Here is a 20617-nt window from a genome sequence, read left to right as displayed (position 1 = left end):
GTGGTGTTGTATAGGTGAAAAACAGAGGTGTTGTGGAGATTATATTTCTAAAATATAGTCTGTAAGACTGGATTCGTGCTGTAAATCCATCTTTTTACGAAGTCTATAGCGTTTAACTTCTACACTTCTAGGTGAAATATTAAGTAAAGGCGCTATTTCTTTTGATGACAGATTTAGACGGAGATATGCACAAAGACGCAGATCGTTTGAAGTAAGCGAGGGATGTATGCTTTTTATTTTCTTTAAAAAATCTTTATCTGCATTATTGAAAGCTTCTTGAAATAGATTCCAATCATCATTATTATTCAGATTTTTGTCAATAATTTTTAAAACCTTTTTTATGCTATTGGAATCCTGAGCATTTTCTAGTTCTTTTTTAATTGAACTTAAAAATTCATTTTTCTTTATTAAATTCATTGTAGAAATGCCTAACTCTCTGTTCTTATTTTCGATATCTTCTCTAAGCTTATCATTTCTAAAACGCATTAATTGTTGCTTATTTTCTAACTCTTTAAGTTCAAATTCTCTTGTCTTTTTTAGTATTAAACGCTCTCTTTGTTTTTTATAGTAACGTTTGTAAACATTGTGCATAAACAAAGAGAAGAGTAATATAGCTATAATGTAAACTACTATAGCTAGGTTTGATAAAAACAAAGGTCTTTTAATATTGAAAGAATATGAAGCGCTGTTTAAAGTAGCTTGGTTACCAACTCTACCATGTACCAAAAAAGTATAATTGCCATAGGGTAAGTTTTCAAATAATACGCTTCCATTTGTTGTCCATTCACTCCAATTATTGTGAATACCATCAAGTTTGTAGCGATATTCTGGTTGTTCAGTTTTAAGAAACTCTGAAATACTATATGAAAAACGAATACTATTTTGTTTGTTTTCTAAACTTGATTTTTGAGTAATGTCTAACAATGATACATCTTCGGCATTTTTAAATTTGCTTACAGATATTTGGTTGATTTTAATTTCGTGTTCATTATTAATAATTTTATTTAAATCTAAAATAACATACCCTGAAGTAGAACCAAGCAAAAATTGTTGATCTCTTATTTGGGTAACGCTTTCGTAACCTACTACATCTTTTCTGATACTTTCTGGAAAAGGTATTGTGTATAATTTTTGTTCTCCACTTAATTTTGTATTGGTTAAATAATGAATGCCTCTTTCCGAAAAACTCCAAATCTTGCCTGTTTTTAAATCTGGAATCAATTTAGCTGAGGTAAATTTATCTTTATTAATTAATTGGCTTAATATACTATCCTTAATAAAACGACTGTTACTGTCACTACTACTAAACACACCTTTTTTTGTAGAATACAATAGTTTATTATTGTACTTAACTAAGCTTGAGTGTAATCCTTTATCTAGTGTTGTATCTTTTACAACAGAGAGTACTTTAGTAAAATCATCGTTTAAATTTACCTTAAAAACGCCTTTATATTCATGACTAAGGTAAATTTGGTTGTCATCAGAAAACTCAAAATATCTACTTGAAATGTTGAGATCTTGTATTTTATGCTTTAATTGCCACTGTCCGTTTTTTTTATGGAGTATGTATAAACCATCATAGTTACCTTGTATTAATTCTGTAGGATTATTTAATAGAGGTTTTATCTGCCAAGTCCCTTGAGCATTAACTATTTTTAACGCATTTTTATCATTTATTAAAAAAGTGCCTGTATTATGGCCACAAAACAATTTATTATCAATAATATCTAAAAACCATACTTGCCCTTGTGTGCCCTCTACAAATTTAAAACCTTTATTACTATCTAAAGGTCTATAAAAAAGACCTTGGTTGGTCCCTAAATATAGCATATTACTAAACGTAGCAGAAGTATATACACTACCAATAGTGCCTTTTTTATCGAAATAAACACTAAAAGGAGAATTTAAATTTATACTGTTGATGCCATTATCAAGACCTAACCAAATATTACTATCAACATCTTCATATATTGATAATATTGTGTTGTTACTTAAACCATTAGTTTGATCTATTTTATTTTTAATTTCACCATCTGAAGAAAGTTGAAGTAAACCATTTGAGATGGTACCTAATATATAGCTATTATCTTTCAACCTTAAACAGCTAAAAACACTAAGGTTTTTTAAAGTATTTGTAGCAGCAATTATCCATGGAAATATTTTTTTGTTTTCAAGTTTGAAAAACCCTTTATTTTGTGTAAGTAATACTAAATTATCATCGCTATCATACATCTCTACAATAACATTTTGCTTAAGAATTTCATCTTCTGATAACAACGTAGCAGTACCGCCATCAATTTTAAATAAACCCTTGTTTAATATTTGAAAATAAAAATTAGAACCTACTTTAAAAAAGCCCGAAATACTTGACTTAAAAGCAATAGTGTTGTATAATTTTGTTTTTGTATTGTAGATATGAATACGATCTAAGGATTGAAAAATTATATCATTTTCTAAGGCATGAATGTTCCAAAATTCTTCATCTTCTAAAAAATCAACTTGCAGTAATTTTGCAAGTGATGTGTATTTTAAAACGCCATAATTATCTTTTTTCCAATACCCAAAATCATGATAACTTCCTGTATAAATTAAATCGTCTATTACTTCTACAGTACGAAGTATTGTTTTGTTAGGAGATTCATATAAATTCCAATTTGCACCATTATACTCTAATAAACCTTTATTATTAGCAATGTATATATATCTATTTTGAGATTGTGATATAGACCAGTTTTGCGATGCCGCTCCGTAATCTTTAGATGAAAAAATATTAATAGGAGGTCTTTCTTGTGAAGCTGTTAATTGATAAAACAGACTAAATATTATAAGCAGTACAAAATACTTAGAGTTTTTCAAGCGTATACGTTTTGTTGGGTTTTAAAGTTAGTAAAAACAGGGGTTATAAACAACTTTGTATAGTTACCTGTATTGTAGTTAACCAAAATATGTTGTTTTTAACTACCCTAAAAAACAATATAAATGCGTTAATTAATAGCTTTATTTAATCCTCTATACGCTTTATGCTTCCTCCTAGTACTTTACTTTCTGTAACTTGCTCTGGGTTTCCATAAATGTATATTTCTCCTCCTGCCCTTACTTTTGCTTCCACTTGTTTTGTTGCAAAAATATACGCTTCTCCTGCTGCTCTAATAGATACGTCTGTATATTCGGTTTTTAATTCTTTTCCATTATAATCACCGCCTGTATATATAGAGATATCTTGATTTTTAGCAATACCAGAAGTATAAACATCAGCTCCTGTAACAGCTCTAATGTTTATATATTTTACATTCACTTTAACTTTAATTTCAGAACCCTCTTGGGCATTTAAATCTATTTCAAATTGCTCTATTACATCATTAGAATAAATCTTTGCGCCTTCATTACCATCAATAACATCAATGTTTGTATAATATAATGTTACTTTAGTATTACCACCATCAAAAGCTTCTTCAAACTTCATTTTTATTTTTAAAGTCCCGTTTTTATTGTTTACAAGTACTTTATGTTTGTTTTTTCCAGTAATTACAACTCTATCAACATCAGATTTAATTAATTCTACTTGAATTAAATCATAAACTTTGAGTTCGCTAAACTCGCCTACTGTTTTATTGAGTTCGTTTTGGGCTGATATAGAAATTGATAGTAAAAGGATTAAAATAGATGCTAAAAGTTTCATGAAATGTTTTGTGTATAATGAGGTTATCAATAAATAATAGGTCTTAACTGTCTTATGTAAAATTAAATATTAAGCAACCTTAACAGCTGTTCCTGTAATAGAAACCATTACAAAATTACTGGTTGTAAGCTCTATTTCTACTTTAATACCAACCACAGCATTTGCCTTGGTTTTTTTTGCGTTTTCTAATAATTTTTGAAACGCTTCTTCTTTTATAGTTTCTACATCTTTTTCAACCTGGTTGTAATATTTTGACATACTAAAACCCATTTTTGCAGCTTTTTTGCTCATTGAAACTCCTGAGATAATGGATATATAATCCTTTATAGTGTAGCCTTCAATAGAATTTGTTGTGGTTAAAATCATAAGATTGTAAATTATAATGCACTAATATATGAATAATCCCAAGTAATTTTTAACGATTGATTTTACAAAAATTTTAAACTAACTTCGTTTCTCTTAATTTTTAAGATTAAATAACTAGTAACACGAAAAATATGCTATCCAAATTTTACAATATTAAAAATTTAAAAGGAGATTTTACCGGTGGTTTAGTAGCTGGTGTTGTAGCATTACCATTAGCACTAGCCTTTGGTGTACAATCTGGTATGGGTGCCACAGCAGGTTTATATGGCGCTATTGCGGTTGGTGTTTTTGCTGCTTTGTTTGGTGGTACACAAACACAAGCAAGCGGGCCGACAGGACCTATGACGGTGGTTTCTGCAACATTAGTAGCTATTGCTATAGATATGACAGGAAGCCTTCAAAACGCTATGCCTATTATTTTATTAACCTTTTTACTAGGCGGTTTATTTCAAGTTATTTTTGGATTTTTAAATATTGCTAGCTACGTAAAATACTTTCCCTATCCTGTGGTTTCTGGTTTTATGAGTGGTGTGGGTTTAATAATTGTTATTTTACAGTTATTCCCTTTTGCAGGGTTAAATTCTGCAAAGTCTACAGTAGCTATTTTACAGGATTTTCCTAGGTTATTTTCCGAAACTAATCTATATGCACTGTTATTAGGCGGTATTACTATTTTTATCTATTTTATATTTCCTAAAATTACAAAAGCCATTCCAAGTGCTTTGGTGGCATTAATTGGTGCTACGTTAATTGCATATTTTACTAAAATGGATGTGCCATTAATTGGCGAAATACCCTCTGGCTTACCGTCGTTTCAATTAGGAGGAATTTTAGAGGTAGATGCAAGTGCATACAGTACTATAATAGAGTACGCTATCGTATTAGCTGTTTTAGGAAGTATAGATTCTTTATTAACCTCTGTAATTGCTGATAATATGACAAAAACAAAGCATAACAGTAACCGCGAACTTATAGGCCAAGGTATTGGTAATATGCTGGCCGCAGCAATTGGTGGCATTCCTGGTGCTGGCGCAACTAAAGGCACTGTTGTTAATATTAATGCTGGCGGCGCATCAAAATTGTCTGGTATTTTACATGGTCTTTTTCTTCTTGCTGTGCTTTTAGGCTTAGGGCAATTAGCAGCACATATACCACTTTGTGTTTTAGCAGGTTTACTAATCCCTATCGGGTTTAAAATTATAGATTTTAAAGGCTTAAAACACCTGCTTAAAGTACCAAGAGCTGATGCTATAGTGTTAGTTTTAGTATTACTAATTACCACTTTTGGTAGTTTAATACAAGCTGTTGGTATTGGTGTAGCTTTAGCCTGTTTATTATTTATGAAAAAATCTGGTGATATTAGCGAACAAGGTATGGAGGTTGGTGCAGTAGCCGATATTGATGGCTCTAAACCTTGGCAAGATGAAATTGAATTTTACGAAAAGTATAAAGATAAAGTTATTATAAAACATTTATATGGTGCTTTATTTTTTGGGTTTACCTCTTATTTTAAAGACCAAATACAAACCTTACCTAAAGAGATTAATGCTGTAATTTTTAGAATGGATCGCGTGCCGTATATCGATCAATCTGGTTTGTATGCCTTAGAAGATATTATATTTGATTTAAGAGCTGAAAACATAGAAGTTCTTCTTGTGGGTTTAAAAGAGCAACCTACAGATATGCTAAAAGCTGTAGATGTTATACCAGATTTAGTACCTGAAAATGACTTGTTTGATGATATTGATAATGCTTTTGAATATTTAAAGAACACGTTAAAAGGCTGATAAAAAGTTTAGTATATAAGAAACTAAAAGTATGCATATCCTACCTTTTTGGATAGATATGAGTGATAAAGTTTTGTATATAAACAAGTTGTAGTGCATTTGAGAAAACCGATATGCTGAAAATAATCCGAATAACATTTTACATAGTTTTGTCCCTTTTTTTATTGGACATTTTCGACTTGTTTCAAACCAAAATCGGATTTTTAAAAGCAGTTATTTATTACGGAATTTTGATTTTACCAATTCCTTTGCTCATAATGGAATTTAAAACTAATCGAAATTTGTCCGAACCGATTTTAAGAAAGTCAATACCGATTTTGACAATCATTGGACTGATTTACTTAAATCCTTTAAAAATTCTATTCAATGTTGCGACTTGGAAAACCCAAACTGTTGAACTAATTAATGAAAATAAAGGAAATCATAAAGTTGAATTCCAAATGAAAGATATTGGAGCTTTAGGATATGCGAAACGAAACGCTGAAGTTTATTATTTGACCAAGTATTTTTATTTCGTGTTATCTGAAAATTATGATGAACGGAATTTTATCGGAACTAACTGGAAAAGAATTGACGAGAATATTAATGAAATTGGATTAAAGTAAAAATGGACTTAAAACCTGGAAAATTGATTCTATATTTTGGGCTTTTTTGCTTTGCAATTTCCCTATTATTAATCTACGTTCTATTTTTTGTACTTAAAGAATATGAAAATGGCGGACTTTTGAGTGTTCTTGCAATGATAATTGGATTTTCATCAATCGGACTTTATCTGTCATTACATTATTTCAAGTACAGAATTATAATCGGAGATAAATCGATGACAATTAAGAACGAAATCGGACAGAAAAAAGAAATTTATTGGACTGACATTGAAAAAGTTGATTATAATAAAACTTTTAATATGATTGTAGTTTATAGCAACCAAAAGAAAAAATGGATTAGTCCGATTTATGGACATTTCATTGATTTTATTGAACCAGAAAAACACACCGAAAAACTAAAAAGAATAATTAATTAAAAACGCACTACAACAATGGCTATAAGTAATTGCTTGTTCTCGCCTACTTCTGAAAATCCTCGCGGATTTTCAGTTTGGTGTGTACTTGCAAAGTTAAGTGCTAACCCACGCAACTACTCATAGCCGAGACCGTTGGCAATAATTAAAACGACAAACTACTAAATGAAGAAAACCTTTATTTTACTTATATTTTTTACACTTACATCTTGCTCATTAATTTTTACTAATCGAGCACTTAAAAAAACTGGAGTGCTAGACGAAAAAAGTGAACTGAAAATTATAAAAAGTAAAAAACAAGAAATCTTATTTATACCAATGCATCATGTAGGTCGAAAAGAATACTACAATGATGTTGCAAATAAAATTGACTCACTACAAAATCAAAATTTTACTGTTTTTTATGAAGGTGTCATTGACAGCAAAGAAACAGATTCTTTAACTAGAAAAAAGAGCCTTTTGAAATTGAGAAAAATAATGGGCTTTTTTCCACAAGGACAAAAAGGATATTTAGACACCACTACAAACGTAATTGCTGGTAAAATAAAATACAAGGGACAGTATAAATTAATTAATCAGCCAAGTCATAAACAATTAAAAGTCGATAGTTTGAATTCAATTAGAGCGGATATAAGTCTGACTGAATTAATAACTGAATTTGAGAAAAATAATGGAGAAATAAAATTAGATAGTTGTGATTATCAATTTAGTTTAAAAGGTAAAGAATACAAATGCAAAAAAGCCAAAAGGAGTTTGAGAAAAATTTTTGAAAGAGAATATGTTAAGAGTTATAGAAACAAATATTTGGCTGAAAGAATATTCAATAGCAAAAAAAATAAAATCCTGATTGTTTATGGTGATGCGCATTATACTGGATTATGGTATGAACTATATTTATTAGAAAAGAATTATAATAGCGTTGGTATAAAATAACTATTGCCAACACCGTGTATAATTAATTGCTAGGTCACTGCTGACTTACGAAAATTCCGCTGGAATTTTCTATCTGTGATTTGTTTGTTAACTTAGTTGCTTAACCACGCAACTAACCATACACAATCACGTTGGCATTAATTAAGAAAAAACTGAATTGGAAATTAGAGAAACACATAGAAATGATTATACCATTTCAACTGACAAAAATAAATTAGATGTTTTGAGCATCCACAAATTCCTTGCAAACGAAACTGATTGGGCTAAAGGAATTCCAATCAATACTTTGAAAACATCAATTGAAAACTCTTTGAATTTTGGGATTTATCACGAAAACAAACAAATTGGTTTTGCTAGAATAATTTCAGACTATTCAACTATTGCATATTTAGGAGATGTTTATATTCTAAATGAATATAGAGGAAAAGGATTTAGTAAATGGCTGATGAATGAAATAATGGAACATCCAAATCTTCAGGGATTGAGACGTTGGATTTTATTGACTGATACAGCTGAATGGCTTTATAAAAAATTCGGATTTACGGAATTACCGAAACCTGAATTTTATATGGAAAAACATAATCCAAATGTTTATAACGGAATAAAAAACTAATGCCAACAATGCATATATAAACACGTTGGTAACAATAGTAAAAAAAACCTATTCTGGTTTTCCAATCATATTAAAATCTAGATGTTTCTTAACTAAATCAGTATTCTTAACTTTTACAATTACCTCATCACCAAGCTGATACGTCATTCCAGAACTTCTACCAACCATGGCATATAAATCTTGGTCGAATGCATAGTGGTCGTCTTTCATATCACGCACACTTACCATGCCTTCGCACTTATTTTGAATAATTTCTACATAAATTCCCCAATCAGTAACTCCTGTAATTACTCCATGAAATTCTTCGTCTTTATGATCTTCCATAAACCGAATTTGCATGTATTTAATAGAGTCGCGTTCTGCTTTTGTAGCCAACATTTCCATACTGCTAGAATGCTTACATTTTTCTTCATAAACGGCTTCTTGTGCCGATTTTCCACCATCTAAGTACTGTTGTAATAAGCGATGTGCCATAACATCGGGATACCTACGTATAGGTGATGTAAAATGGCTGTAATACTCAAATGCTAATCCGTAATGCCCAATATTATGTGTAGTATATTCTGCTTTACTCATACTTCGTATCGCTAAGGTATCTACTAAATTTTGCTCCTTTTTTCCAACAACGTCTTTTAATAAATTATTTAACGATGCGGTTGTAGATTTTCTATCTTTAAAATTGAGTTTATATCCAAAACGGCTTACCACATTTTGTAATGAGGCTAGTTTACTTTCGTCTGGCTCGTCATGCACACGGTATACAAAGGTTTTTTTAGGACTTTGTTTTCCAATAAATTCAGACACTTTTCGGTTGGCTAATAACATAAATTCTTCAATCAATTTATTAGCATCTTTACTGGTTTTAAAAAATACGCCAGCAGGATTATTATCTTTGTCTAAATTAAATTTTACTTCCACTTTATCAAAAGAAATAGCACCATTCGTCATACGTTGCCCTCGCATAATTTTAGCTAATTCATCCATTTTTAAAATGGCATCGGCTAATTTTTGATCGGTTTGATATGCTTTTCCTGTTAGCGACACTTCTGCGGGAATTGTATTTGTTTTAGATTCAATAACAGCTTGCGCTTCTTCATACGCATACCGCGCATCACTATAGGTTACTGTTCTACCAAACCATTCATTTTTAATTTCTGCCTTATTATCAAGTTGAAATACAGCTGAAAATGTGTATTTTTCTTCGTGCGGACGTAATGAACAGGCATTGTTTGATAATACCTCTGGTAGCATAGGCACTACACGATCTACAAGATATACAGATGTAGCACGCTCATAAGCCTCATCATCTAAAATAGTACCTTCTTGCAAATAATGTGATACATCTGCTATATGAATTCCTATTTCGTATAACCCATTATCTAAGACAGTAAAAGATAATGCATCATCAAAATCTTTAGCATCTTTAGGATCTATGGTAAAGGTTAAATCTTTACGCATATCTCTACGTTTGGCTATTTCTTTTTCGGTAATAGAAGTATCAATCTCGTTAGCAAATGCCTCTACTTCATGAGGAAACTCGTGAGGTAAACCATATTCTGCTAAAATAGCGTGAATCTCTGTATTATGTTCTCCTGGTTTTCCTAATATTTGAATTACTTTACCATTTGGAGAATCTGCTTTTTCTGGCCAATCTTCAAGTTTTACTAAAACTTTATCACCATCTTCAGCTTTTAATGTTTTATTAATAGGTACAAAAATATCTTTGTACATTTTATTACTATCTGGTACTACAAATGCATAATTATTATTTTTTTGCATTTGAATAACGCCTACATATTCAGATTTTGCACGCTTTATAATATTAGTAATTTCGCCTTCAGCCTTACCACGTTTTTTACGTTTATAAGCATAAAATTCTACTTGATCTCCATGTAACGCTTTATTAATATTGTTTGATGCTATAAACACATCCTCTTCAAAATCGTCACATATAATATAGCCATTGCCTTTTGCTGCTAAATCTAAAGTACCTATATGGTATTCGGTATTTACAATAGCTTTAAATTTACCACGTTCTACTTGTTCTATTTCTTGCTTTGTGGCTAGTTTAGCTAAGGTTTTTATAATTTGGTTACGGCTACTCGCGTCGTTAACACCAAGTTTAGCCGCTATTTGTTTATAATTAAAACTATTATTTCTTTCTTTTTTTAAAATACTTAAGATTGTATTTGTTAGGTTAGAAATCCCTTTTTTTTTGGATTTCCCTTTTCTTTTTTTACTCATTTATTTTTGTAATCATTTATATTTCCCAAGGTATAGGAAATTTTATTATTTAATAGCATTACACAGGTGAAGAAATTGCTATTTGTTTTTACAAAGCTACAATTTATTATTTAAATCATATTAATCAAAGTTATCCACATTATATATCATATAATTATTTTCTTTTTAAAATTTAAAAAAATAAATGATGATTATGATAGGGTGTTGATAGCGGTATAACTTTTTTAATAGTTTCTTTGAAATGTATCTTATTGAATGTTATTGATATGAAATTAACAGGTAATATAATTGTAATGTCTTATAATTTAGTTGATTTACATTTACTATCAACAATTGTTTATAACCATAATTAACCTAAATTGTTTAATAACTATTATAATTAATAGCACTTAAAACTACCTATTAAAGTGCTGATAACTTAACCAAAAATTTACATTAACTTATTTGCATGTTAACTAAAGGTTATGGATTGAAATTTTTAACGGGTTTTCCTAATTATTTTTATAAAAAACAATCTATAGATATTAACAAGTTGCTAATAGTTATTGGTACAGTAATAAACATTATACATATGCCATAATATGATATAAAATAGTGTTTGTTTAATTTTTTAATAAAAAAACAACTTTTATATTATAGCTACTAAATTAACAAGCATTTGTTACCTTTATAGCATAAATTAAATGAATTATTATGACCATATCTATAGGTAATGATCACGCAGGAACAGATTATAAATTTGCAATAAAGGAATATTTAGAAAGAAAAGGATATACTGTTAATAACTATGGTACAGATGCTGAGGATAGTGTAGATTACCCAGATTTTGTGCATCCTGTGGCTAAAACTATTGTAGATAAATCTGCAGATTTTGGTATACTTATTTGTGGTAGTGCTAATGGTGTGGCTATGACGGCTAATAAGTATCAAGAGGTTAGAGCTGGTTTATGTTGGACTAAAGAAATTGTAGAATTAATACGCCAACATAATAATGCGAATATACTTTGTATTCCGGCGCGTTTTACTGCTATTCCTCAAGCGATACAAATGGTAGAAACATTTTTAAAAACAAAGTTTGAAGGTGGACGACACCAAAACCGTATAGATAAAATACCTTTATCTTGTTAACTCAATTTTAAATTATAAAAGATGAGTCATTCTCATGATCATAATCATGCGCATCATCACCATGGCGACTTAAAGGGTCGCAATCTAATTATATCTATTTTACTTAATATAGTTATCACAATAGCTCAGGTTATTGGTGGTATTTTTTCTGGTAGTTTATCACTTTTAAGCGATGCGTTACATAATTTTAGCGATGTACTTTCTCTTATTATTAGTTACGTAGCTAATCGCCTTGCAAAACGAAAAGCATCTAATAAAAAAACATTTGGTTATAAACGTGCTGAAATTTTAGCAGCGTTTATTAATGCTGCAACCTTAATAATAGTTGCAATTTTGTTGATTGTTGAAGCAGTAGAGCGTTTTCAAAATCCGCAAAACATTAAATCTAATTTGGTAATTTGGTTGAGCTTGGTTGCTATTTTAGGTAATGGGTTTAGTGTTTTACTTTTGAAAAAAGATGCTGAAGTTAATATGAATATGAAAAGTGCTTATGTACATTTATTAACCGATATGATGGCAAGTGTTGCAGTATTAATTGGTGGTTTATTAATGAAATACTACCAAGTTTATTGGGTTGATAGTGTGCTTACTTTTGCGATTGCATTGTATTTAATTTGGATGGGCTGGGATTTACTAAAAAATTCTACAAAAGTATTGATGTTGTTTACGCCGGATAGTATTGTTATACAGAATATTGTAGATGAAATAAATGCATTTGATGCTGTAAAAAACACGCATCACGTTCATGTTTGGCAACTAAATGAAGATGAAATACATTTAGAAGCACATATTGATTTTAATAAAGATATTAGTTTATCTCAGTTTGATAGTATTTTACAAGATATTGAAGCTTTAGTATTTAAAAAGTATGATATAAACCATGTTAATATTCAGCCAGAATATGGTAAAGACGATGCTAAGGAAGTGATTGTACAGGATTAAAAAGACGTTTAATATTAAAAACGAGTTAGCAGGTAGTGCGCTAGGGATTGCAGTGGAAAGCCCACAGCGACGCAGGAGCGAGGACTTGCAACGTAAAGCCCGACCCTTTAGGGTAGCGCCCAAATAAAACAGAATGAGTTTAAAAATTGAAGTAAAAACGTTTGGTGAGTTAACTACCATTGAGTTATACGCTATGTTGCAATTGCGCAGCGCGGTTTTTGTTGTAGAACAGGATTGTGTGTACCAAGATATGGATGGTAAAGACCAAAAAGCGCTGCATATTTTAGGGTTTAAAAACGATATATTAGTGGCGTATACGCGAATTTTTAAACCAGGAGATTATTTTGATTACGCTAGTATTGGTAGAGTAGTGGTACGCCAAACGGAGCGTGCTTTTAAATATGGTTATGCTATTATGGAAGCTTCTATTAAAGCTGTGGAATTACGATTTGGAGCGACTACCATAAAAATTTCGGCACAGGAACATTTACAGCAGTTTTATAATAATTTAGGGTTTAGTAAAACAGGAACATCATATCTTGAAGATGGTATTCCGCATATTGCAATGCTTAAAACTTAGGTTAGCGTTTTAAGGCAAAAAAGCCTTTAACAATGTTTTGATTATTTAAAACAATTTTATACCAGTAACTATCTGTTGGTAATAATTGCCCATTATATGTGCCATCCCAACCAGAAGACGTTTGGGGTAAAAATTTTAAGAGTTTTCCGTGTCTGTTGTATATAGATATTGAATTAATATTATTGTTAGCGTCTACAACTTTCCAAAAATCGTTTTTACCATCGTTATTTGGTGTAAAAAACTTTGGTATAAAAAACATACTTGTATCTATTAAAACACTAAAGCTAGAATTTGTACTTATACAATTTAAAGCGTTGTAAATAAATATAGTTTGGGATGTAGAAATAACATCTCCAGCATTTAATTGTGTTCCTAGTTTATTAGGACTAGTAAAGTATTCTCCAAAAACAAGTTCTGGTAAAGTGTAACTAACACCCACAAAATTATCTAACCTATCGATAGGAACAAAATTTCCACAAAGTGCTTCAGATTCAGCATAATTAGAGAACGTTTGTGGTATCCAAATACTTCTATCTGCATCAATATTATCAACAATAATACAGTTTAACTCTGTGTTTAAAGAAAAATTAATTGAATTTAGGTTAGCGTTATTCCCGTTTTTAATATTTAAAAGGCATAAGGCATTATTACTACAGTTTACATCTGTTAAGTTGCTGTTATTTGAAAGATCTAATGTTGTTAGTTTATTTTGAAAACAAATAATTATGTTTAAAAGAAGGTTGTTTGAAACATCTATTTGTTCTATTTGGTTTTCTTCAAAAGATAAAAAAGTTAAGTTGAGGTTATTTCTTAAATCTAAATTTGACAACAAATTTCTACCACATAACAGTCTTTCTAAATTACTATTATTAGATGTGTTTAGTTGCTGAATATTATTGTTGTTACAAGCTATTACTCTTAACTCTAAGTTTTCTGTAATATTAAGTATTGAAATATTATTTGATTCGCACCTTAAGGAAATGAGTTGGTTATTATTAGACACGTCTAGATTAATAAGTTGGTTTTGATGACACCATAAACGCACTAAATTTGATAGTGGCGTAACATTAAGAGTGGTTAAAAGGTTATTAAAACAAAACAAATCGGTTAAGCTTGTATTATTAGATACATTTAACGTAGTAAGTAAATTATCTGAACAATCTAGCATGGTTAAAGCTGTAAAGTCTGCAATACCTGTTAGGTCTGTTATATTGCTTTGAGACACATCAAGATTTGTAATAGTATTAATATTTGCTGTAGGTACAAGATTATCTAACGGGCCAGTATCTAAACCTAAATCTATTAAGGCTTGCTCAAAATTATTGTCTGGTATTGCTGTATTTTGAGCATAAGAATGAAGATTTAAAATACTTATTACGAATAAAAGAAGATAAAATTTGTTAGGCATCACTAGTTATTTAGTGTTATCTGCAACGTATGTAATAACAATTTCTACACGTCTGTCTAATTGCGGATCGCCACCTAAAGGGAACCTTCTGCGCATACCAACAAAACGCATACGGTTTTTAGCAACGCCCTTTTTAGCAAAATAATCATAAACATATTTTGCTCTTGCAACAGAAAGGTTTCGTTTTTTGGTACGTTTATCTACTGCATCTCTAGTGTATTTTGTGCAACACACATGACCTTGAATGGTAAAATAAATATCGTCTCGCTCTACCAAAGCTTTTGCTATTTCCTCTAAGGTTTTTTTAGATTTAGAGAGTACAGTACTATAACCTGTTTTAAATAAAATATTTTTAAACAATATTTTATCGCCAACTGCTAAATTGCCTTTTATCTGTTCAGGAATAGTTGGATTTTTTACGGTATCTTTTTTTACAACTACTTCTTTAACTTCTGGTATTTTTTCTGTAACAATTATTTCAGCTTTTCTATTAAGGCCTCTAATTTTTAAGATGTCTTTTTCATTAATTATTTTAAGTAGTATTTCGCCTTTACCATCTACGTTTCTAATTAATGTTTCACTTATTTCATTATTAGAAAATATATTTTTAATAGCGTCTGCACGTTGTTGAGATAGTACTAAATTGTATGAGTCTGCACCTACATCATCACAAAACCCATAAATAACAACAGATTCTATTTCTATATTTTTAAGTTTGGATATAAAAAGTAGTAGCCGGTTTTCTTCGGTTTTAGGCACTATAAATTCATCTGTATTAAAATACACGTCGTGTGTGTATTGTGTTTGAGAAAACACAACAGACATTTGGAAACATAACACTATGATTACAAGAAGTCTACGCATTATGGGGAACTATTAGTGACTAAAGATAATATTTTTTTAAAATCTACCTTAAATAATCCATGTACGTTACAGTATTACCGAGGATTTGCGTACTTTTCTGTATATGCGGGTCGTTGGTTTTATAATATTCGTATAAACCTTCACGATATGCATAACGTTTTACGATTTCTTCTGTAAGAGATTTTAAAATAAAATCTTTATGCTCGTCAATAGCTTGATTTTTTGATGTTTTTAGTCTAGATATTAATGTTTCATAATCAGATTTTATATCATCATTTAAGTTTTCTTTAATAGACGTTTCATAAGCTTTATAAAGTGCTTTTTCTGTATCTGTTACAAAAGAAAAGTTGTTGTTTTTTAAATAGGTTTTAAAATTTGAAAAATCAGTATCCGTTAATTTAAAATTTTCAATATTAAACGTTGGGTTTTTATAATAGTAATCTGTAGCAAAATCAAATATTAAGTTGCTATTTGTAATGGCTTTAGTAATCGTTGTATTTTTTACTTTATTAATAGTTACATCAGGAAAAATACCACCACCATCAAAAACCTTACGGCCATTTTTAGTTTTAAATTCATTATAATTTTCTTGTTTTACACGAACAGCTTCTCCGTCTTTACTTCTATTCCAATAGTCTAAAGATTGAATACATCTTCCAGACGGCGTGTAATACCGAGAAATAGTAATTTTTACCTGAGTGCCATAAGTTAAACGTTTAGGGCGTTGTACTAGGCCTTTACCAAAACTACGTGCGCCTATTACAACGGCTCGGTCTAAATCTTGTAATGTTCCTGATACAATTTCGCTAGCAGAAGCACTAGAGCCATCAATTAACACCACTAAAGGAATTTCGGTATCTAAAGGTTCTCTACTTGTAAAATATTGTTTGTTGTATTTTTTAACTTTAGATTTTGTGGTAACTACCAGTTGTTTTTTAGGTACAAATAAATTTACAACGTTTACAGCTTCGTTTAATAAACCACCAGGGTTTCCTCTTAAATCTAAAATAATACGTTCTGCTCCTTGAGCTTTTAAATCTCTAATAGCGTAACTTGTTTCAGCCGATGCTTTTCGGTTAAATTTACTTAGTACAACATATCCCGTTTTGTCATTAACCAAAGCGTAATGTGGTACTGCTTTTATTTCAACTTCAGCACGTTCTATAGTTGCTGTTTTAGTTTCATTATTACGTTTAAAAGTAACGTTTACACTGCTTCCAGAACTGCCTTTTAGTAAATTGCCAGAATCGTCTTTATAATCTGAAACTAAAATATCGCCTACTTTAATAATTTCATCTCCTGCCTTTAAACCCGCTTTATCTGCAGGATAGTCTTTATAAGGCTCTACAATTACAAGCTTGTCTTTTAGTGTTTTTACGCGGGCACCAATACCTGTATAATCTCCGGTATTATTTATTCTTGCAGCTTCTACATCCTGCTCGTTCATAAAACGGGTATAAGGATCTAAATTATCTAGCATGCTTTTAATAGCAGTATCCATTAAATCTCCTGGATTTGTTTCGTCTACATAATTCATATTTATTTCCTTATATAGCGTTGTAAATATTTCAATTTGCTTTGCTATTTCAAAAAAATCGTTTTTAAAAGCCGTTGTACTTATAAACACAATACAAAGTAGTACAGGAATAACTATTTTTCTTTTGAATATTTTCATATGTTTATGTTTTACTTTTTTTAAGATACCGTTTTAGTAAAAAGATACCAATTAGCATTATAATAATTAGTGGCCAAATGTAGAGCAGCCCTAAAATAAATAGAGAAGCAGCATTGAAACCATCTTTAACAGCGTTCCACATTTTTGTACCGTATGACGTTGTAATTGGCGTATTAGAGGTTAATTTATAAAACTCAATATCAATTGTACTTAAAGACACTTTATTTTGAAGGTATTTTAAACGCCCCTGTTTAGCCTCAATGTCTTCTCTAATATTAGATAATTCTCGTTCTATTTCTAAAATTTCTTTAACATTTTTTGCTTTTGTAAGCAATTCTAAATACCGTTTTTCTAAAGTGCGTTTTGCTTTTAATCTGGCTTCTATATCTATAAACTCTTCAGTAACATCTTTTGAAGAAATACGTTTACTATCAAAATGAGAAACATGTTTACTTATAGAATCAATAGTTATTTGAAAGTTTGATGTTGGAATTCTTATTATTAAATGGCGCGTAACGGTATTATAGGATGTGTTAGAATTATCGTCCTGTACAAACCCTTTACTTTTATTTACAGCTTTAATAATGTTATTATAACTACTTTCTAAATTTTGTGTTTCAAATTTTAGATATGATGTTTTGATTTTTTTTTTGGCTATATCATTTTCAGAACTTGAAATATTAGTATTAAAGACTTCACTTTCATGATCTATAACGGGAGATTCTGAATAATTAAAATTACTGTCTTTAGATGGAGAAGCGCACATTAAAGGCACTAAAAGAACTAAAGCATAAGATAATAATTTCATAGATGTTCTGTTTAAGCTTCAGAAATTTTATTAAAAAACTTTTCAAATAAGCGTTTCATATTGGTCTCAATTTGAGTAAATGTGGGTTCTTCTTTACCAATATACAAAACCATAAACGCGTATTGCGTTGTTAAATTGTTAAAAAACTCAGCTTTGTGTAATCGGTAAGATTCTCTTAATAAACGCTTTATACGATTTCTATCTACAGCAGATTTAAAATGACGCTTTGATACTGAAACGCCTGTTTTTGCACGTATATTTTCATCAAAAGTAGTACTTAAATACACAAGACGTAATGGAAACGCAGAAACCGACTGTCCTTCTGTAAATAGTTGGTCTATAAGTATTTTACTTTTAAGTTTTTCTTTATTAGTGTAGGTGTATTTCAAACATTTACTTTTACAGGGCTAAAGGTAGTAAAAATCGTAGGAGTGCTGCATAAAGCGCTATTTTTATGTTAAACCCCAATAGATGCTAATTTATTTGATTTCAGCCTTATTTCTAGAGTCTAACTCTTTTTTTATCTTTCTTACTTTAAGGTAGTTTATTAATACCATAGGAATAAAAAATACAGGCATTATAACAGTGGCGTCTAACCCTCTTTTTTGCCAGCTAAAAAAGCTAACAATAAACATAACTATTACAATACCAAGTAGTACAGCAAATGCCATTTGAAATGTTTTAAATTTTTTCTGTAAAATTGCTGTGGCTATGGATTTAAGATCTTCACGTTTCATAACCTGTTAAAGTTTGTTATTTGTTTGGTCTACATCTGCCATAAAACCACTAGCATCTATTTGTACGTTTTTTACAGGTTTTTTTGTTTCAAATGTATAAGTTGGGTATGCCCAAGCCCAATCTTTTATGGTGGTTGCTTCAGTTGGTTTTTCGCCTCGCATCATTTGTAAAGGAATATAAAAATCTTCTGTAGAGCCATCTTCATACTTTACTTTTATATCTATTGGCATTGGCATTAAGCCTTTACGTTCTAGAGTAATAGTAGTACCGTTAACTGATTTTACAGCGTAATCTATAGTATTTGTTGTTTGTGTAAAATCGGTTAAATACCAATCTAATTCTAAACCTGATACCTGTTCTGCAACGCGAATAAAATCGTTTGGTGTAGGATGCTTAAAAGCCCAATTATCATAGTAAGCTTTAATTGTTTTTTTAAGATTTTCTTTACCAATTACATAACCTAACTGCGCCATAAACACTTCACCTTTACTATATGCGGAAATACCATAAGACTGGTTGTATTGGTACCTATCAGCATGCGTAGTTTGTGGTTGTTCTTTACCAGAATTTGCTAAATAGTAATAGCCTTTATAAGAGTTATCTGAAGGATTAGGATTGTTTTTATTAAAAATATCATTCATAGCCCAATGGCTAATATAGCTTGTAAACCCTTCGTCCATCCACTCATGTTTTGCTTCGTTTGTAGCTAATAAAAATTGAAACCATGTATGTGCCATTTCGTGAGCAGTAACGCCAACTAAACTCCCAAAATTACGGTCTCCAGTTATTAAGGTGCACATGGCATACTCCATACCGCCATCGCCTCCTTGTATAATAGAATATTGTTTATAAGGGTATGGTCCAATATGCTTACTAAAATATTGCATTAATTCTACAGCTTTAGGTTGCATGTTTTTCCAATGCTCAAGCTTTTCTTTATCTAAGGTATTTTTGTAGTAAAAGTTTAGAAGCGGCCCATTAGGTACTTGAGCAGTATCGTGAATGTATGCGTTATCTGCTGCCCACGTAAAATCGTGCACATTTGGCGCTTTAAAACGAAGCGTTTTGGTAGTCCCATTTACCGTTTCTGTCTCTAAATAACCAGTACCGCCAACAACGTAATTTTTATCAATAGTTAATGAGATATCAAAATTTCCCCAAACACCGTGAAATTCTCTCCCAATGTAAGGATCTGCATGCCAACCTTCAAAATCATATTCTGCTAATTTAGGATACCATTGTGTCATAGAAAGCGCTACACCTTCCTTATTATTTCTTCCAGAACGGCGAATTTGTAAAGGTACTTGAGCATCAAAATCCATAGTAAACGTAACGCTTTCACCAGGATTAATAGGTGATGCTAAATCAACTTCTAAAACAGTGCCAACAGTTTCGTAGTTAAGAGTTTTTCCATTTTGTTGTAATGAATTTACTTTAATATATCCAATTTCATTAGGTTGTAACTTGCTTATTCTGTCTCCAACTCTAGAATCTGGGTCTTCAATAGTTCTAGAACGTACATCCATCTCGCTTCCTGGTTGAAATGCATTAAAATACAAGTGGTAAAACACCTTTTTTAAAACATCTGGAGAATTATTGGTGTACACTAATTCTTGTTTTCCTTTGTATTGATACGTGTTAACATCCATATCAATTTCCATTTTATAATCTACATGCTGTTGCCAATATGTAGTGTTTGACATTGATTTTGATAAAGGTAGTGGAGGCGTATCAGGAGTATCAGGTACAGTGTTTTTTGAAGCACCACAAGCTATAAACAATGAGCCACAGAATATTGAAAATAAGAAACGTTTCATACGATGATAATTAAAAA

19 protein-coding genes are annotated in these 20617 nt (G+C 30.6%); 8 read left to right on the top strand and 11 right to left on the bottom strand.

The annotated features are described in order from the left end of the window. Positions 1 to 39 precede the first annotated feature (39 nt). From ACKGJY_RS10680 to ACKGJY_RS10670, 3 genes are all read right to left on the bottom strand, one after another. The gene (locus ACKGJY_RS10680; protein WP_413973879.1) at positions 40 to 2856 is read right to left on the bottom strand and encodes a triple tyrosine motif-containing protein; all 2817 of its coding nucleotides are present in this window, start codon (positions 2854 to 2856) and stop codon (positions 40 to 42) included. A 145-nt stretch (positions 2857 to 3001) separates the two neighbouring features. Further along, on the bottom strand, positions 3002 to 3679 hold the full coding sequence (locus ACKGJY_RS10675) for a head GIN domain-containing protein (RefSeq protein WP_413973878.1): 678 nt from the start codon (positions 3677 to 3679) through the stop codon (positions 3002 to 3004). Between the two features lie 69 nt (positions 3680 to 3748). After that, on the bottom strand, positions 3749 to 4045 hold the full coding sequence (locus ACKGJY_RS10670) for a YbjQ family protein (protein ID WP_413973877.1): 297 nt from the start codon (positions 4043 to 4045) through the stop codon (positions 3749 to 3751). 131 nt (positions 4046 to 4176) lie between these two features. Between ACKGJY_RS10670 and ACKGJY_RS10665 the strand changes: the two genes are divergently transcribed. From ACKGJY_RS10665 to ACKGJY_RS10645, 5 genes are all read left to right on the top strand, one after another. Further along, positions 4177 to 5832 carry a SulP family inorganic anion transporter gene (locus ACKGJY_RS10665; protein WP_413973876.1) on the top strand — a complete coding sequence of 552 codons (1656 nt, stop codon included), beginning with the start codon at positions 4177 to 4179 and terminating at the stop codon, positions 5830 to 5832. Positions 5833 to 6011: 179 nt separating this feature from the next. Then, a complete protein-coding gene (locus ACKGJY_RS10660; protein WP_413973875.1) occupies positions 6012 to 6437 on the top strand; it encodes a hypothetical protein in 426 nt (141 codons plus the stop codon). 2 nt (positions 6438 to 6439) lie between these two features. Further along, positions 6440 to 6853 (top strand): hypothetical protein, encoded by a 414-nt coding sequence (locus tag ACKGJY_RS10655; RefSeq protein WP_413973874.1) that lies wholly within the window; start codon positions 6440 to 6442, stop codon positions 6851 to 6853. A gap of 162 nt (positions 6854 to 7015) precedes the next feature. Further along, complete coding sequence (locus tag ACKGJY_RS10650) at positions 7016 to 7783, top strand: hypothetical protein (RefSeq protein WP_413973873.1); 768 nt, start codon at positions 7016 to 7018, stop codon at positions 7781 to 7783. A 157-nt stretch (positions 7784 to 7940) separates the two neighbouring features. Next, entirely contained in the window at positions 7941 to 8396 is a 456-nt protein-coding gene (locus ACKGJY_RS10645; RefSeq protein ID WP_413973872.1) for a GNAT family N-acetyltransferase, read from the top strand. Between the two features lie 48 nt (positions 8397 to 8444). Here ACKGJY_RS10645 and rnr read toward each other — a convergent pair whose 3' ends face one another. Next, positions 8445 to 10640, bottom strand: coding sequence for a ribonuclease R (gene rnr / locus ACKGJY_RS10640; protein WP_413973871.1), 2196 nt, complete (start codon positions 10638 to 10640; stop codon positions 8445 to 8447). A 693-nt stretch (positions 10641 to 11333) separates the two neighbouring features. On the opposite strand from rnr, the gene rpiB reads away from it, so the two are divergent. The 3 genes from rpiB (at position 11334) to ACKGJY_RS10625 (ending at position 13290) form a co-directional block, all read left to right on the top strand. Further along, positions 11334 to 11768 (top strand): ribose 5-phosphate isomerase B, encoded by a 435-nt coding sequence (gene rpiB, locus ACKGJY_RS10635; protein WP_413973870.1) that lies wholly within the window; start codon positions 11334 to 11336, stop codon positions 11766 to 11768. Between the two features lie 21 nt (positions 11769 to 11789). Next, positions 11790 to 12710 (top strand): cation diffusion facilitator family transporter, encoded by a 921-nt coding sequence (locus ACKGJY_RS10630; protein WP_413973869.1) that lies wholly within the window; start codon positions 11790 to 11792, stop codon positions 12708 to 12710. A 133-nt stretch (positions 12711 to 12843) separates the two neighbouring features. Continuing rightward, complete coding sequence (locus tag ACKGJY_RS10625; protein WP_413973868.1) at positions 12844 to 13290, top strand: GNAT family N-acetyltransferase; 447 nt, start codon at positions 12844 to 12846, stop codon at positions 13288 to 13290. A gap of 1 nt (position 13291) precedes the next feature. On the opposite strand, the gene ACKGJY_RS10620 is transcribed toward ACKGJY_RS10625, so the two are convergent. The 7 genes from ACKGJY_RS10620 to ACKGJY_RS10590 all read right to left on the bottom strand — a co-directional run bounded on the left by ACKGJY_RS10620 (position 13292) and on the right by ACKGJY_RS10590 (position 20600). Next, positions 13292 to 14698, bottom strand: a complete 1407-nt coding sequence (locus tag ACKGJY_RS10620) for a T9SS type B sorting domain-containing protein (RefSeq protein ID WP_413973867.1) — start codon at positions 14696 to 14698, stop codon at positions 13292 to 13294. 6 nt (positions 14699 to 14704) lie between these two features. Then, positions 14705 to 15562, bottom strand: a complete 858-nt coding sequence (locus ACKGJY_RS10615) for an OmpA family protein (protein ID WP_413973866.1) — start codon at positions 15560 to 15562, stop codon at positions 14705 to 14707. Positions 15563 to 15605: 43 nt separating this feature from the next. Then, on the bottom strand, positions 15606 to 17237 hold the full coding sequence (locus ACKGJY_RS10610; protein ID WP_413973865.1) for a S41 family peptidase: 1632 nt from the start codon (positions 17235 to 17237) through the stop codon (positions 15606 to 15608). Positions 17238 to 17241: 4 nt separating this feature from the next. After that, a complete protein-coding gene (locus ACKGJY_RS10605) occupies positions 17242 to 18045 on the bottom strand; it encodes a DUF4349 domain-containing protein (RefSeq protein ID WP_413973864.1) in 804 nt (267 codons plus the stop codon). 11 nt (positions 18046 to 18056) lie between these two features. Then, positions 18057 to 18434, bottom strand: a complete 378-nt coding sequence (gene rnpA / locus ACKGJY_RS10600) for a ribonuclease P protein component (protein ID WP_413973863.1) — start codon at positions 18432 to 18434, stop codon at positions 18057 to 18059. 90 nt (positions 18435 to 18524) lie between these two features. After that, positions 18525 to 18782, bottom strand: a complete 258-nt coding sequence (locus ACKGJY_RS10595) for a hypothetical protein (protein WP_413973862.1) — start codon at positions 18780 to 18782, stop codon at positions 18525 to 18527. Positions 18783 to 18788: 6 nt separating this feature from the next. After that, a complete protein-coding gene (locus ACKGJY_RS10590; RefSeq protein WP_413973861.1) occupies positions 18789 to 20600 on the bottom strand; it encodes a M1 family metallopeptidase in 1812 nt (603 codons plus the stop codon). Between the last annotated feature and the right edge of the window lie 17 nt (positions 20601 to 20617).

The organism is Hyunsoonleella sp. 2307UL5-6, assembly GCF_047345485.1.
In the GTDB taxonomy this organism is placed as follows: Bacteria; Bacteroidota; Bacteroidia; order Flavobacteriales; family Flavobacteriaceae; genus Jejuia.
The sequence above is the reverse complement of the archived record's forward strand: the minus strand, read 5'-3'. Positions and strand labels throughout refer to the sequence as shown.